Genomic DNA, 14,831 nt, shown 5'->3' on the forward strand with positions numbered 1-14,831 from the left:
TTGCAACACCTTGATGACGATGCGCAAAGCGGTTGGTCCTCGCGGGCCTGAACTTTCGTTCGTAAAAAAGCATAACCCTTTGCGCATTTCGAGGCTTAGTCGAACCGTTGAGAGAGCTTCTCGCTCGCGTATAAGGGAGACGTTAGCCTCATGACCTATACTAACCGTTTTATCGGCATCGACATATCAAAATCCTCCTTCGATATCTGCGTGCTTCCCGAGATCGACTTGGCAAGCTTTGCCAACGATGCCTCCGGGATTGCCCAGTTTCTCGCCTTCATCGCTCGATTGGATAACGTCGCGCGCCTGGTTCTGGAACCGACTGGTGGCTACGAGCGACCCGTCGTAGATGCCCTGCTGGCTGCTCGCCTGCCGGTGGCACGGGTGAATGCCAAACAGATCAGGCAGTTCGCGCGCGCCTGCGGCCAGCTCTCCAAGACCGACAGGATCGACGCCTTCGTTCTGGCGGACTACGCCAAGCGTATGGAAACCAAAGTTCTCACCCCATCTTCGCCAGCTCAAACAGCGATGATCGATCTGGTTTCACGTTACAAGCAACTATCGCACATGATCGTGCAGGAAAAGAACCGGCGGGAGAAGCTGCGTAATCGCGACGATAACAAATCCAAGGCCTGGATCGAAGAAACGCTGTCATTCCTGCTGCAACAGCGCCAGTCGGTGGTCGATGCCATGGAAACCTGCCTGAAGTCGCACAAAGACCTTGCCGACAAAGCGAAAGTCCTCACCTCGCTCAAGGGCATCGGACTGCGAACCGCATGCATTCTGATCGCCGGGCTTCCCGAACTCGGGCTGTTGGACAAAGGCCAGATCGCAAAGCTCGTCGGTGTCGCCCCAATCAATCGCGACAGTGGCCTGATGCGTGGAAAACGGATGATTACAGGTGGTCGAAAACCGGTAAGGGACGCTCTCTACATCGCCGCGTTACCGGCAATCCGCTTCGATCCCGCCATGAAAGCCGTGTTCGATCGACTGAAAGCCAAAGGCAAGCCCGGAAAGGTTGCTCTCGTCGCCGTCATGCGCAGGATCATCATAATTCTAAACGCTCGAATGCGTGAATATCGGGCAACGGTGCTTGACCCGTAACACCGTTGCTTCTTTATCATGAGAAGGTAAAGACAGGGCGCTTTCAAAATCGCCCGCTTTGGATCAACGCTTCACGGCGTTGAAATTTCTCGGATCGATACCAAGCGTATAGAGGTCGCGGTCCATTGGACGGCGGTGGCCTTCGACAGCCGCGGCAGCGACCGTCGCCGCGCCAAAAATGGCGATGGCATTACCGAAGAAGCCTCGGGCATTGTTACGAAGGGCGGACATCTCGTTACTCGCTTTCTGATCTCTATAGATCGTGTTTCCTGCACACCGTTAAGATGATCCTCGTGGCCCTTGATTACAATGCACAACATGACATCCCAGCCATGCAAATGGACAAGGCCCGGTTCACGTCGGTGAACCGGGCCTTGTCCTTGTGACGGTCTTGGGAGGATCGTCAGTCTTCGTTGGCGGCAAGCTGCGAAAGCACCTGGCCGCGACCGCGCGCCCGCAGGATCAGGGGAACGATCAGCGCCGCGGCGGCCACAACCAGAAGCACCGCAGCCACAGGCGAGGTGAACAGCACCGTGACGTCGCCCTGGCTGATCGACAATGCGCGGCGCAGCTGCTGTTCCGCAAGCGGCCCAAGGATCAGTCCCACGACAACCGGGGCGATCGGATAGCCGAAGATGCGCATGACATAGCCGAGCACGCCGAAGGCGAGCAGCATGCCGAGTTCGAACACCGACGGATTGGCGCCTATGGTACCGAGGGTGGCAAATGTCAGAATGCCGGCATAGAGCCAGGGCTTCGGGATCGTCAAAAGCTTCACCCAGAGCCCAACCAGCGGAAGGTTCAAGACGAGAAGCATGAAATTGGCGATCAGGAGGCTGGCGATCAGACCCCAGACGAGTTGCGGATTGGTCGCAAACAGCAAGGGACCGGGCTGCAGGCCATATTGCTGGAAACCGGCCAGCATGATCGCCGCGGTCGCCGTCGTCGGCAGACCCAGCGTCAGCAGCGGCACGAGCGTCCCGGCCGCAGAAGCATTATTGGCGGCCTCAGGACCCGCGACACCCTCGATGGCACCATGACCGAACTGTTCCGGATGCTTCGTCAATCGCTTTTCGGCGGCATAGGACAGAAAGGTGCCGATCTCCGCGCCGCCCGCCGGCATGGCGCCGATCGGAAAGCCGATCGCCGTGCCGCGCAGCCAGGGTTTCCAGGAGCGCGCCCAATCCTCGCGGCTCATCCAGACCGAGCCCTTGACAGCCTCGATCTTGTCGGGTCCGAGATTGCCCTGGGCGGCGATATAGAGGGACTCGCCGATGGCGAACATGGCGACGGCCAGGGTCGTGACTTCAATGCCGTCGAGCAGGTCGGGAACGCCGAAGCTCAGGCGTGTCTGGCCCGTCAGCTGATCGATGCCGATGCAGGCAAGCGCAAAGCCGATGAACAGCGAGGTCAGGCCGCGCAGTGTCGAATCGCCGAAGGCGGAGGACACCGTAACGAAGGCAAGCACCATGAGCGCGAAATATTCGCGCGGCCCGAACACCAGTGCCAGCTTGACGATGAACGGGGCGATGAAGGCGAGCCCGATGGTTGCGATCAGACCGGCGACGAAGGAGCCGATCGCGGCCGTGGCGAGCGCCGGTCCGCCCCGCCCGGCCCGGGCCATCTTGTTTCCCTCGAGCGCCGTGACGATCGAGGCGCTTTCGCCGGGTGTATTCAGGAGGATCGACGTGGTCGAACCACCATACATGCCGCCATAGTAGATGCCGGCGAACATGATAAGCGAACCGGCGGGATCAAGCTTGTAGGTGACCGGCAGCAGAAGCGCCACCGTCAGCGCCGGTCCGATGCCCGGCAGAACGCCGACGGCAGTGCCGAGCGTCACGCCGATCAGTGCATAAAGAAGGTTCATCGGCTGGGCAGCGACGAGAATGCCCTGCATGAGAAAGTCGAAGGTGTTCATCTCAGGGCCTTACCAAAACAGGCGTTCGATCGGTCCCGCCGGGAGCGACAATTGCAGCAGACCGGCAAACACCAGCCATATGCCGAGACAGAGAATAATGCCGATCGGAATCGTCATCCACACTTTGCGTTTGCCAAAGGCCCCGGCCGTTGCGGCAAAGAGCAGACCGGTGGCAATCGAAAAGCCCGCGGTTTTCAAAAGCAGCATCTGGAGTGCAAGGCCGCCGATGATCCAGGCGACCGGCGCGATCTCCTGGCGTTCGCGCGCAGGAAAATCGCCTCGCCAGGCTTCGAAGACTGTCCAAGCGGCCAGGAGCAGCAGCCCACCTGCCACCACGAATGGAATGGTGGCAGGGCCGATGCCGGAATAGCCGCCCATGTTTGCAAGCCGGGAGGCGTCCCAGAAGATCACAGCGGCGAGTGCAGCCAGGAACACGGCGATGGCAAGCGCCGCCCAATCGGGGCGGCGCGTTTCCGTTGAAGGGATGTGACCCTTGCTCATTGGACGAGACCGATGTCCTTGAGGACGGCTTCGGTTGCGGAGACATCCTTGGCGAGCTGTTCTTTGAAGGCGTCGCCGGCCAGATAGGTGTCCTGCCAGCCCTTGGTCTTCAGGGCTTCCTGCCAGCCGGCCGACTTCGCAAGCTTTTCGATGTCGGCAGACACGGCGGCCTTCTGATCGTCGGTCAGCCCGGGGGCTGCAGCGATCATGCGCCAGTTCTCTACCACGACATCGAGACCGCTTTCCTTGATCGTCGGAGCATCGATGCCGGCAAGACGCTCGGCACTGGAGACGGCGAGAAGTCTCAGCGTGCCGGCCTTGACCTGGGATTCGAACTCACCATAGCCGGAAATGCCGGCGGTCACCTGACTGCCGAGAATTGCCGCCAGTGCCTCGCCACCGCCGGAGAAGGCGATGTAATTGATCTTGGTGGGATCGACGCCTGCAGCCTTGGCGATCAGTCCGACGGCGATATGGTCTGTGCCGCCTGCCGAACCGCCACCCCAGGATACGGCGCCCGGATCCTTCTTCAGCGCCTCGACAAGGTCGCCGAACGTCTTCAGCGGCGAATCCGCCGGGACCACGATCGCTTCATACTCGCCGGTCAGGCGCGCGATCGGAGTAACGTCGGCGAGTGTCACCGGCGACTTGTTGGTGAGGATGGCGCCAACCATGACATAGCCACCGACGATCAGAGAATTTGGATTGCCCTTCGCCTGGCTGGCGAACTGTGCAAGTCCGATGGTGCCTCCGGCGCCGGGCACGTTCTGGACCTGGACATTGCCGGAAATGCCTTCCTGCTGCATCACGGTCTGGATCGACCGGGCCGTCTGGTCCCAGCCGCCGCCCGGATTGGCCGGGGCGATGATCGTGTAGTCGGCGGCAAAGGCCGGAAGCGCGAGCGCGCCGGCCAGAATGGATGCGAGAAAAATATGTTTCAAGATTAGTCCTCCGTCAGGCGCGCTCGTTGACTGGCGCGCGATTTCAACTTTGCGGACGGGGATTTGGCTCACGTGCAATCCGGCGTTTTGACGCCGGTATGGTGAAACTCCTCCCATACGCCCTTTATCATCCGCCTCCACGGACGATGAAGAACTGCAAGGCACCATAAAAAGCTGTCATTTACCTGACATTGCCGGGCCTTGCCCGATTAATCTCTCTTAATTTTCCGGCTTCGTCTACTGGAGCCGCAGAACTTCGTTCCATCGGGCAATCAGTCGGGCCCGCTTGACCTGGTCGAGATAGACCATCAAGCCCGGACTGACCGGCACCGGCCGCAATTGCGCGCCCAGCAGGTCCCGCATCGTGCTGGCGGTGTTGGCGCCGGCGACATCGGGACTGACGGCCGGGATCTGCAACTCCCGCGCCATGATCGACTGCCCTTCCTTCGACATGAAGAACTCCAGGTAGCGCCTTCCGAGATCCGGCGCCGCCGCCGCCTGCGGCACGAGACCTATCCGTGACATGACGACTGTGTAATCCCTCGGCAGGACGATGCCGACATCCGGGTGACGGGAGGCCCAGTCCGCGGCATAGGAGCCAAGAATATTGTAGCCGAGCACGAAGCGGCCGTCCGAGACGCGCTCCAGGATGGCCGAACTGGTCGAATAAAGCTTCACGCCTGCCGCACCCATGGCCTGGATGACGGACCAGATATCGCCGAACTGCTCCTGATCGCGGGCCATGAACAGGAAGCCGACGCCTGAGCGCTCGATGTCGTAGGTGCCGATCTTGCCGAATACGTCGCTCCCCTGCTGCCTCAGATAATCGACGAATTCCCCCCGTGTCGAAGGCGGTTTTTCCTTGCTGAAGCTTGGCTTGTGATAGACGAAGACAGCAGGCTCGAAAGTCAGGGCGTAGGCAGTGTTGCGCCAGTTTGCCCATGCGGGCCAGCGGCCGCTCATCGGCAGGTCGCTGCGCTGTGCATAACCGTCATTGCTCAGCTTGACCTGAAGATCCATCGCCGAGGAAAAAGCGAAATCGGCGGTTTTTTGGCCGGCATCGGTTTCCCTGACGATGCGATCATAGATTTCGCCTGTGAGCATATCGTCATAACGCACCGCCACATCCGGATTGGCGGCCTGGAACCCCCTGATCATCGGCAGCGCGAGGGGTTCGTCGAGCGATGAATACACGGTGAGCACCGGCGCCTCGACATTTCCGGACCGCGCCGGAAAGTCGGAAGATCGGGCAATGGCCGGCAGCAACAGTTGCCCCAGAAGGCAAAGAAACAAAAGGAGGCGCATAAAAGGATATTGCCGCAGCCGCGGCCCGTTCACAAGCGGGTGGGTCGCGGCTAGGATGGTGCGGGGAGACTTGAACGTTGCGCATTCTTTTGGTCGAGGACAATACGGCACTTTCGGAAGGGCTTTTGGCCATCCTGCGCGGCAGCGGTTATGCGGTCGACGTCGTCCGCGACGGCGCATCCGCCGATGCCGTTACGGCAACCGAGAATTTCGACCTTGTGATCCTCGACCTGACTTTGCCCGAAATGGACGGGCTCGATGTCCTGCGCTCGATGCGCTCGCGCCAGAACAAGGCGGCCGTCCTGATCCTCACCGCGCGCGGCACGCAGGAGGAAAAAGTCCGCGGTCTCGACCTCGGCGCCGACGACTATATGATCAAGCCCTTCGATATCGGCGAGTTCGAGGCCCGCGTCCGGGTTCTCCTGCGTCGGCAGGCAGGGCTACGCTCGTCCCTTGTCAGTTACGGCGGAATTTCCTTCGACCTCAATTCGCGCAGTTTTTCCGCAGGCGGCGTGCCGCTCGATATCCCCACCCGCGAACTCGGACTGCTGGAAACCCTCTTCCTGCGCGCCGGAAAAGTCGTCGCCAAGGAGGCGATCATCCAGTCCCTCACGGCATTCAACGACGATCTGAGCGCCAATGCGATCGAGCAATATGTCAGCCGGCTCCGCAAACGCCTGGCGCCGCACGGCCTGACCGTCAGAACGGCACGCGGCATCGGCTATTATCTCGACAGAATCGCGGATTCCTGATGGTGCAGGCCGCCTATTCCCTGCGCCGCCGGCTTCTCGCCTGGCTGTTGATCGCGACGGCGGTGATTGGCTGCATCGCGCTGATCGACACATATCGCGAGGCGGTCAGAACAGCCAATACCGTGTCCGACCGCGTCCTGGCCGGTTCGGCCCTGGCGATCGCCGAGCGTGTCGTCGTGGCGGAAGACGGCTCCCTGCAAGTAGACATACCCTATGTCGCGCTGGAAATGCTAACGTCGGCAGCCCAGGACCGCGTTTTCTACCGGGTCGACGGTCCCCCCGGACAGTTCATTACCGGCTACCAGAACTTGCCATCCCTGACGGACACGGACGGCCAGACCGCGGCCTATGCGGATGCAGAGTTTCGCGGCGAGCCGATCCGTATCGCTGCCCTGCAACGGTCCGCCTCCACAGGTATCAAATCGGTTCCTTTCGTCGTGACAGTCGCCGAAACGACGATTGCCCGGCGTCAGCTTACCCAGGCAATCCTGCTGCGCTCCGCGCTGCGGCTCGTAACGATGATCCTGGGCGCCGCCGCAATCGTGTGGGTGGCAGTGACGTTTTCGTTGCGGCCGCTTTACCGGCTGAGCGATGCGATCGCCGAGCGCAATCCGGGCGATCTGCATCCAATCCGGCAATCCGTGCCCCGCGAGGTCGAAGGCCTGGTCGAGACGGTGAATTCCTTCATGGTGCGGCTCCAATCGGCACTGGATGCACTCCGGCATTTTTCCGGCAATGCCAGCCATCAATTGCGCACGCCGCTGGCAATCATCCGGACGCAGCTGACACTCTCGGCCCGGGCAACGACGTTGGAAGAAGCGCAACACGCAGCCCGCAAGGGCGACGAAGCCGTGGCCCACGCCGAACGCATTCTCGCGCAGTTGCTTCTCATGGCAAAGATCGACGCCGCCGGTTCGCAGAAGCCGGAGCCGCCCGATATCATCGATCTTGTTCGGCTGGCGCGGCAAATGACGGGGGAAAGAGTTCCGGGCGCGGGCGACGCCGGCATGGATCTGGGCTTCGAGGGGGAGGGCGAGGCGTTGATCCGAGCCGCGCCGCTTCTGATCGAGGAACTGCTGCGCAACCTGATCGAAAACGCGATTGCCTATGCTGGTCGCGGGGCGGAAGTGACGGTTCGGGTTAAAACCGCGGGCGCGAAAGTTCTGCTCGATGTGGAAGACAACGGCCCGGGCATTCCACTGGCTGAACGGCAGGTCGCACGCCAGCGCTTTGCACGCGGCGGACGCGGCGAAGCGCCGGGAATGGGTCTTGGTCTTCCGATCGTCGAAGAAATCGCCGGTCTTTTCGGCGGACACCTGACGCTGGGCGACGGACCGGACGGCAAAGGGCTGAAAGCCTCGATCTCGTTCCCGGCCGCGGGCTCAACCTAGCGGTGGCGACCCGTCATCAACGAGGACGTTTCACGGGTCTGAACGAGAAGGATCGCGTTCCAGATCATCTGGACAAAACCGCGATCAGACGGGTTCGACAGCTTGCGCTGCGAAAACATGATAAGCTCCATAGCATTGTTAAGAGGTGCAGATAGCATCCGGCACTGGAATTGGCCAGAGCGTCTCAAGCTGATCAGCCCTGCGCGCCGCACATGACTTCGATTTCCGAAATTGAACGGCACAATATGCCAAATACAAGTGACGCAACCTGTAACGACCCACGCAGTCATCAAAAGGTCGGCGGTGTATTGATCCACAGCAACACGGTCTCGCCATCATGCCGATTGGTCCAGGCATGGCGTTTCCGACTTTCGAAATAGAGCGAGTCGCCGGGCATGAGGTCATAGAATTCCTCGGCTTCGAGGACGAATTCCACACGGCCGGAAAGCACATGGACAAACTCTTCGCCGTCATGTTCATAGGCGCCTTCGCTGGAGGCGCCGGGCGCCAGCACGAAGCGATGGCAATCCATCTGGTTTCGCCCTTCCGCCAGGAGTTGGACCGTCACTCCGGACGTCGTGCGCGGCCAGGCCCGCCACTCACCCGCCCGCACCAGCGCCCGAACCTGTGGCTCGTCCTCACCTGACAGGCTGGAGACGGTGGTGCCGAAATAGTCCGCGAGGTTGTGCAGCACTGCAATGGAGACACCCTGGGAAGTGCGCTCCAGGGTCGAAAGAACCGACGGTGCAATACCGATGTCTGCTGAAACCTGCTCCAGCGTCTTGCCGTTCGCGTGCCTTAGGCTGCGGAGCTTGCGGCCGACCTGCATCGTGGAGGCTTCCGCAGCGGCAGGTAAGCCGCCATCGGCCAAAGCTTCGGCTTCGAGCGCCTCGCGGATGGCCGCCGGGTTGAGTCCGCGCTCGGACCGCAGGAAAGAAACGCGTTGGAGACGCGCGATGTCGCTCTCACCATAGTACCGGTGTCCGGTCACCGTCCGATCGGGAACAACCAGTCCTTGCGTCTCCCACAGACGGAGCGTCGATGACGAAACGCCGGCCAGCCTTGCAGCCTCCGCAACCTTGTAGCGGACCCTGGTCATTGGCGGTTTTGCCCTTTGTTCACGTCGTCACCCATTCCCGACCACCGACCCGGCTCCCGCTGAAGCAGCGTTGCCGAGGCGGAAGACATAAGAGACTCTGCTTCATTCCATCACCAAAATGAATTTGCAAACTTACAGAAAAAATATAAGATTTAAAGGATAAACCCACGCTAAAAACAGGATGAGTTTCGTGACCAGTTTGACCGACCGCAAGAACGCAGCCATTTCCCGCGGCGTGGGTATGACGACTCAGATCTATGCCGACCGAGCGGAAAATGCTGAAATCTGGGACAAGGACGGCAACCGTTACATCGATTTCGCCTCCGGCATCGCCGTGGTCAATACCGGTCATCGTCATCCCCGGGTGATCGAGGCCGTCAAGGCGCAGATCGACCGTTTTACCCATACGTGCCATCAGGTCGTGCCCTATGAAACCTATGTGCATCTGGCCGAGCGCCTCAATGCGCTGCTGCCGGGGGATTTCGCCAAGAAGACGATCTTCGTCACCACCGGCGCCGAGGCTGTGGAAAATGCCGTCAAGATCGCCCGCGCCGCGACGGGTCGTCAGGCGATCATCGCCTTTGGCGGTGGTTTCCATGGCCGCACGTTCATGGGCATGGCCCTGACGGGCAAGGTAGCGCCCTACAAGATCGGTTTCGGCGCCATGCCGGGCGATGTTTTCCACGCGCCTTTCCCGATCGAGCTCCACGGCGTCACTGTCGAGCAGGCGCTGGCGGCCCTGAAGAAGCTTTTTGCCGCCGATGTCGATCCCGGCCGGGTGGCCGCGATTATTCTGGAACCCGTTCAGGGCGAGGGCGGCTTCTATCCGGCGCCGCCGGCCTTTATGCGCGCCCTTCGCGATATCTGCGACCAGCATGGAATTCTCCTGATCGCCGACGAAGTGCAGACCGGCTTTGCCCGCACCGGCAGGCTCTTTGCCATGGAGCTTTACGACGTGGCAGCGGACCTGACGACCATGGCGAAAAGCCTTGCCGGCGGTTTTCCGCTCGCCGCCGTCACCGGCCGTGCCGACATCATGGATGCTCCGGCTCCCGGCGGGCTTGGCGGCACCTATGGCGGCAATCCGCTTGGGATCGCCGCGGCCCATGCCGTGCTCGACGTGATCGAGGATGAAAAGCTTTGCGAACGCGCCGAGCAGCTGGGTGGCCGCCTGAAGCAGAGGCTCGCCGCGATCCGCGAACAGGTCCCGGAGATCGTCGACATTCGTGGCCCGGGCTTCATGAACGCGGTTGAGTTCAACGATGTCGCGACCAATCTGCCGAGCGCCGATTTCGCCAACCGGGTGCGCCTGATCGCGCTGGACAAGGGCTTGATCCTGCTTACCTGCGGCGTCCATGGCAATGTCATCCGCTTTCTGGCGCCGATTACGATCGAGGACGCGGTTTTCGCCGAAGCGCTGGACATACTGGAAAGCGCCATCATGCAGGCGCGTGCCTGAACGGGCACCGCCGCACAGTGAGCCGCTTCAGGCATCCGGTGGATCTTCCATCGGGTCTGTCGGCGTAGCGAAGCAATCTCGGGCGACTGCCGAGGATATTACCGATGATCTTTACCGAAGCCCTGATCGCCCATGTCACGCGACCGGCGCTGCTGGGGCTGACGGGCAGCCCCTTCCCTTACACCGACAAGACCTTCGAGGTGCGCAATCCCTCCAGTGGCGCCCTTCTCGCCACCCTGCCGGACATGAGCGTTGCAGAAACGCAGGCTGCGATTGCCGAGGCCTACACGGCGCAATTTGCCTGGGCGGAGCGACCGGCGGGGGATCGCAGCAGCATGCTGCGCCGCTGGCACGATCTGATGGTGGCCCACATCGACGATCTTGCGGCGATCCTGACGGCGGAAATGGGCAAGCCTCTGTCGGAAGCGCGATCTGAAGTGCAGCACGCCGCGGCCTATATCGAATGGTATGCGGAAGAGGCAAAGCGCGTCTACGGCGAAACCATCCCCGCCCCCACCACCGACCGGCGCATGCTGGTGATCAAACAGCCGGTCGGTGTGGTCGGCACGATCACACCGTGGAATTTCCCGGCCTCCATGGTCGCACGCAAGATCGCGCCGGCGCTGGCCGTCGGCTGCACCGTCGTGCTGAAACCCGCCGAGCAGACGCCGCTGGTCGCCTATGCCATGCATGCGCTTGCCCTTTGCGCCGGCTTTCCGAAGGGTGTGTTCAATCTCATCCTCGCGTCGCAAGGCGATGCGATTGGCCGGGAACTCTGTTCAAACGCGCGCGTGCGCAAAATCAGCTTCACCGGATCCACTGAGGTCGGGCGGATCCTGATGCGCCAATGCTCGGACCAGATCAAGAAAGTCAGTCTCGAACTCGGCGGCAGCGCGCCCTTCATCGTCTTCGATGACGCGGATATCGACGCAGCTGTGGATGGCGCGATCCAGGCGAAATTCCGCAATGCCGGGCAGACCTGCACCTCGGCAAACCGTATCTACGTCCAAACCGGCGTCCACGACCAGTTCGCTGCAAAGCTGGCGAAGGAAGTGGGCAAGCTGACGGTCGGCGATGGCTTTTCGGCCGGCGTTTCCATTGGGCCGCTGATCGACCAGGCGGCAATCGAGAAAGTCGAACGGCATGTGAATGACGCGACAGCGAAGGGCGCTACTCTGCTGTGCGGCGGCAACCGGTTGTCGAAGGCCTTCTTCGAACCCACCGTTCTATCCAATGTCGACAGGACCATGCTGGTCGCCTGCGACGAGACCTTCGGTCCGGTGGCACCGATCATCCGCTTCGAGACGATGGAGGACGTGATCCTGCAGGCAAATGACACGATCTACGGGCTTGCGGCTTATTTTTACGCGACGGAACTCAAGAAAGTCTGGCGCGTCGCTGAAGCTCTGGAATACGGCATGATCGGCATCAATACAGGCCGCATGTCCTCGGAAGCTGCTCCTTTTGGGGGCCTCAAACAATCCGGCATCGGCCGCGAGGGCTCACGCCACGGCGCCGAAGATTATCTCGAGATGAAATATCTCTGCATGGGGAATATCTGACGGCTACTCGGACCTGCCGCGCATGGAACACGATGCCGGCGCGACAAATCATCCGGTGCGGCCGAAAGCGGTCGCTTGGGCAATATCGGCCTGAAACCGCGCAGTCTCTTCAGCCTTTTTCAGTGGATCCGGTAACCGAAGCAGATAGGATGGATGCACGGTCACAAGAAGGCTCCGGCCTTCACCGTCATCCAGCACGCGGCCCCGCAGGTCGGCCAGCTTTCCACGGCCATCCGTGAGAGCAGACAGCGCCGTTGCGCCCATGGCGACCACGAGCTTCGGCTTGACCAGGTCAAGCTCGAGTTTCAGCCACCATTTGCATTGCTGCACCTCGCCGGTGTTCGGGCGTTGGTGGATTCGCCGCTTGCCGCGCGGCTCGTATTTGAAATGCTTCACGGCATTGGTGAGGTAGAGGCCGGCACGGTCGAGCCCGGCCGACTTCGCTGCTGCATCGAAAACCTGCCCTGCAGGCCCGACAAAGGGACGGCCGGCCAGATCTTCCTGATCGCCCGGTTGCTCTCCCACCACCATGATAGCCGCATGCTCCGGGCCTTCGCCGAACACGGTCTGCGTTGCCTTGCAGTGGAGCGGGCAGCGCGTGCAGGATTTCGCCTGCTGCCGCAAGGCATCGATGCTATCGGGCAGGGCGCCGGGGACCCCGGTGGGGAGAGCCGGACCGTCTCTTGCCGTCCGCTGCAACCGATCGTGAAATGCCGGCGGCTGGCTTGCCGCTCTCTCCGCCATAGCGACGACGCTCGCCTGCGCTCCGGCGATCATGCCGGGGATAAGCCCCGCCTCCGGCAGGTTCTTCCAGTATTTCTTCGGCATTTCCGCCTGCATGGCCTTCACCTTCAGGCGGGCCGGATTGAAAATATTGGAAAAATAGGTGCGCCAGAGCTCGTCCGCCGCATCGGTCAGTCCCGGATTATCGCCGGGTTCGGTGGACGTCTTGAGGTTTTTCCCATCCCATGCCGCAATTCCCTTGGGCGTAGCGATGACCCAATCCATGTCGGTGAACCGCCGCTGGAAAAAGGGCGCTACCCTTGCGACGATATGGTGATCCGGCTCGAACCAGGCGAAGAACCGGCGTCGTGAATCCATCATCTCCTGCCCGACTTCCTTGAACCGGACGAAGGCCGTCATCTTATGATAATCGCGCCGTACAGATTTTTCCAGGCTGTGCAGGTGAACCACATCCACGTCCGGCCGCACCGCAAGCAGCGTGCGGTCTCGCTGCAAGCGCCAGAGAATGCGGTAAAGGAGCTGAAACCGGCCGGGATCGGAATGGCAAATGGCCGCTGCCGCTATATCGAGAAAGGCTTTCGGGACCGTCATCGTCTGTGTCGTGTTGATCGCGTCCGGCAGCGCCATCGTTTGAGCCGGGAAAAGTTCCAGAGCGGCGGCATCCTTCTGTCGCCAGTTGATCTCCTGCGGTGGCACGCCGGCCAGCAGAAGATCGCGCGCCGCCATGCGCCATTCCACAAGATCTCCCTTTCCTTCAAGGCTGACGGTCTGCATCAGAGCAAAGCCAGTTGTTCGGGTTTCGGCTCGAACATCGACCGCAGGTCGGGACGATCGATCAGCCTATGCGGCGTCCACCCTTCAGCAATCAGGAAAGACTGAACTTTCTTCAGGGACACACGCAGCCGCCCAAGATCCTCCAGCCGCAGGCGGCGATAGCGGCGGGCGGAGACAATCCCGTTGACAGCCTTGACCCCAAGCCCTGGCACCCGCAGAAGCATCTCGCGTTCCGCCGTGTTGATATCGACAGGGAAGCGGTGTCGATTGGCAAGAGCCCAGGCGAGTTTCGGATCAAGCTTCAGATCGAGCATCCCGCCCGGCTGATTTTCAGTGATTTCCGCGATGTCGAAGCCATAGAACCGATAGAGCCAATCCGCCTGATAGAGCCGGTGCTCCCGCATCAGTGGCGGCTTGATCAGGGGCAGGGTCTTGGACGCATCCGGAATAGGGCTGAAGGCGGAATAATAGACCCGGCGCAGCCCGTAGCTGCCATAGAGCCGGGCGCTGGTCGAGAGAATGACGGAATCGTCGGCAGTATCGGCACCGACGATCATCTGCGTACTTTGCCCGCCCGGCACGAAGCGCTTGCGCCGTTTCGTCTGTAACGTCGGATCGTTGGCTTCCTCTATTTTCAACCGGAGTTCGCCCATTGATTTGCGGATGTTCGCCGGCTGCTTCTCAGGCGCATATTGCGCCAGCCCGCTATCGGTCGGCAGTTCTATGTTGATCGACAGCCGGTCGGCATAAAGCCCCGCCTCCTCGATCAGCAGCGAAGATGCTTCCGGAATGGACTTGAGGTGGATATAGCCGCGAAAATTATGCGTTACTCGCAATTCCCGCGCAATCCGGACCATTTCCTCCATCGTGTAATCGGATGACCGGATAATGCCGGAGGACAGAAAGAGGCCTTCGATATAGTTGCGCCTGTAAAATTCCAGCGTCAGCCAGACCACTTCTTCGACGCTGAACCGCGCCCGCTCGACATTGCTGGACGACCGGTTGATGCAATAGGCGCAGTCGTAGATGCAGAAATTCGTCATGAGGATTTTCAGAAGGGAAATACATCGACCGTCCGGAGCATAGGCGTGGCAGATGCCCGAGCCTTCGGTCGATCCCAGCCCGCCGGTTTTTGATGAATCACGTTTCGTCGTGCCGCTTGAAGCACATGACGCATCATACTTGGCTGCATCCGAGAGAATGGCCAATCTTTCGTTCAGCGATTTTTTCATGTGTTCATGATATGTTCTTATCGGGTTTGCGTCAACTCCGGAAAGT

Annotated in this window: 14 protein-coding genes; 5 read left to right on the forward strand and 9 right to left on the reverse strand. The window is 60.9% G+C overall.

Going from position 1 to position 14,831, the window contains the following annotated elements; genetic code table 11:
• Positions 1-150 precede the first annotated feature (150 nt).
• Entirely contained in the window at positions 151-1,104 is a 954-nt protein-coding gene (locus tag PY308_RS20495; RefSeq protein WP_275786334.1) for an IS110 family RNA-guided transposase, read from the forward strand.
• A 63-nt stretch (positions 1,105-1,167) separates the two neighbouring features.
• On the opposite strand, the gene PY308_RS20500 is transcribed toward PY308_RS20495, so the two are convergent.
• From PY308_RS20500 to PY308_RS20520, 5 genes are all read right to left on the reverse strand, one after another.
• Complete coding sequence (locus PY308_RS20500; protein WP_275786401.1) at positions 1,168-1,335, reverse strand: hypothetical protein; 168 nt, start codon at positions 1,333-1,335, stop codon at positions 1,168-1,170.
• A 172-nt stretch (positions 1,336-1,507) separates the two neighbouring features.
• On the reverse strand, positions 1,508-3,025 hold the full coding sequence (locus tag PY308_RS20505) for a tripartite tricarboxylate transporter permease (RefSeq protein WP_275786404.1): 1,518 nt from the start codon (positions 3,023-3,025) through the stop codon (positions 1,508-1,510).
• 9 nt (positions 3,026-3,034) lie between these two features.
• A complete protein-coding gene (locus PY308_RS20510; RefSeq protein ID WP_275786406.1) occupies positions 3,035-3,526 on the reverse strand; it encodes a tripartite tricarboxylate transporter TctB family protein in 492 nt (163 codons plus the stop codon).
• Positions 3,523-4,467, reverse strand: a complete 945-nt coding sequence (locus tag PY308_RS20515; RefSeq protein WP_275786409.1) for a Bug family tripartite tricarboxylate transporter substrate binding protein — start codon at positions 4,465-4,467, stop codon at positions 3,523-3,525. The genes PY308_RS20510 and PY308_RS20515 overlap by 4 nt, the downstream gene beginning before the upstream one ends.
• A gap of 237 nt (positions 4,468-4,704) precedes the next feature.
• The gene (locus tag PY308_RS20520) at positions 4,705-5,772 is read right to left on the reverse strand and encodes an ABC transporter substrate-binding protein (protein WP_275786412.1); all 1,068 of its coding nucleotides are present in this window, start codon (positions 5,770-5,772) and stop codon (positions 4,705-4,707) included.
• Between the two features lie 77 nt (positions 5,773-5,849).
• Between PY308_RS20520 and PY308_RS20525 the strand changes: the two genes are divergently transcribed.
• Both PY308_RS20525 and PY308_RS20530 read left to right on the forward strand, forming a co-directional pair.
• Positions 5,850-6,524, forward strand: coding sequence for a response regulator (locus PY308_RS20525; RefSeq protein WP_275786415.1), 675 nt, complete (start codon positions 5,850-5,852; stop codon positions 6,522-6,524).
• A gap of 2 nt (positions 6,525-6,526) precedes the next feature.
• Positions 6,527-7,915 (forward strand): sensor histidine kinase, encoded by a 1,389-nt coding sequence (locus PY308_RS20530; RefSeq protein ID WP_275791220.1) that lies wholly within the window; start codon positions 6,527-6,529, stop codon positions 7,913-7,915.
• Here the strand turns inward: PY308_RS20530 and PY308_RS20535 are convergent.
• Together PY308_RS20535 and PY308_RS20540 are read right to left on the reverse strand one after the other, a co-directional pair.
• Positions 7,912-8,034, reverse strand: a complete 123-nt coding sequence (locus PY308_RS20535; protein ID WP_275786418.1) for a hypothetical protein — start codon at positions 8,032-8,034, stop codon at positions 7,912-7,914. The genes PY308_RS20530 and PY308_RS20535 overlap by 4 nt on opposite strands.
• Positions 8,035-8,204: 170 nt before the next feature.
• Positions 8,205-9,014 (reverse strand): MerR family transcriptional regulator, encoded by an 810-nt coding sequence (locus PY308_RS20540; protein ID WP_275786421.1) that lies wholly within the window; start codon positions 9,012-9,014, stop codon positions 8,205-8,207.
• 190 nt (positions 9,015-9,204) lie between these two features.
• Here PY308_RS20540 and PY308_RS20545 point away from each other — a divergent pair, with 190 nt between their 5' ends.
• A complete protein-coding gene (locus PY308_RS20545) occupies positions 9,205-10,473 on the forward strand; it encodes a 4-aminobutyrate--2-oxoglutarate transaminase (protein WP_275786423.1) in 1,269 nt (422 codons plus the stop codon).
• A 104-nt stretch (positions 10,474-10,577) separates the two neighbouring features.
• Positions 10,578-12,035 (forward strand): NAD-dependent succinate-semialdehyde dehydrogenase, encoded by a 1,458-nt coding sequence (locus PY308_RS20550; protein ID WP_275786425.1) that lies wholly within the window; start codon positions 10,578-10,580, stop codon positions 12,033-12,035.
• A 48-nt stretch (positions 12,036-12,083) separates the two neighbouring features.
• Here PY308_RS20550 and PY308_RS20555 read toward each other — a convergent pair whose 3' ends face one another.
• The gene (locus tag PY308_RS20555) at positions 12,084-13,553 is read right to left on the reverse strand and encodes a UdgX family uracil-DNA binding protein (RefSeq protein WP_275786426.1); all 1,470 of its coding nucleotides are present in this window, start codon (positions 13,551-13,553) and stop codon (positions 12,084-12,086) included.
• Positions 13,553-14,785 (reverse strand): putative DNA modification/repair radical SAM protein, encoded by a 1,233-nt coding sequence (locus PY308_RS20560; RefSeq protein WP_275786427.1) that lies wholly within the window; start codon positions 14,783-14,785, stop codon positions 13,553-13,555. Before PY308_RS20560 ends, PY308_RS20555 begins: the two co-directional genes overlap by 1 nt.
• Between the last annotated feature and the right edge of the window lie 46 nt (positions 14,786-14,831).

Origin of the sequence: Pararhizobium gei, from assembly GCF_029223885.1 — a bacterium.
Taxonomy (GTDB): domain Bacteria; phylum Pseudomonadota; class Alphaproteobacteria; order Rhizobiales; family Rhizobiaceae; genus Pararhizobium; species Pararhizobium gei.

What these genes read in the sequence shown, in the direction of transcription:
- PY308_RS20495 (WP_275786334.1), top strand. Translation starts at nt 151, where the DNA reads ATGACCTATACTAACCGTTTTATCGGCATCGACATATCAAAATCCTCC.
- PY308_RS20500 (WP_275786401.1), bottom strand. Translation starts at nt 1,335, where the DNA reads ATGTCCGCCCTTCGTAACAATGCCCGAGGCTTCTTCGGTAATGCCATC.
- PY308_RS20505 (WP_275786404.1), bottom strand. Translation starts at nt 3,025, where the DNA reads ATGAACACCTTCGACTTTCTCATGCAGGGCATTCTCGTCGCTGCCCAG.
- PY308_RS20510 (WP_275786406.1), bottom strand. Translation starts at nt 3,526, where the DNA reads ATGAGCAAGGGTCACATCCCTTCAACGGAAACGCGCCGCCCCGATTGG.
- PY308_RS20520 (WP_275786412.1), bottom strand. Translation starts at nt 5,772, where the DNA reads ATGCGCCTCCTTTTGTTTCTTTGCCTTCTGGGGCAACTGTTGCTGCCG.
- PY308_RS20535 (WP_275786418.1), bottom strand. Translation starts at nt 8,034, where the DNA reads ATGTTTTCGCAGCGCAAGCTGTCGAACCCGTCTGATCGCGGTTTTGTC.
- PY308_RS20540 (WP_275786421.1), bottom strand. Translation starts at nt 9,014, where the DNA reads ATGACCAGGGTCCGCTACAAGGTTGCGGAGGCTGCAAGGCTGGCCGGC.
- PY308_RS20550 (WP_275786425.1), top strand. Translation starts at nt 10,578, where the DNA reads ATGATCTTTACCGAAGCCCTGATCGCCCATGTCACGCGACCGGCGCTG.
- PY308_RS20555 (WP_275786426.1), bottom strand. Translation starts at nt 13,553, where the DNA reads ATGCAGACCGTCAGCCTTGAAGGAAAGGGAGATCTTGTGGAATGGCGC.
- PY308_RS20560 (WP_275786427.1), bottom strand. Translation starts at nt 14,785, where the DNA reads ATGAAAAAATCGCTGAACGAAAGATTGGCCATTCTCTCGGATGCAGCC.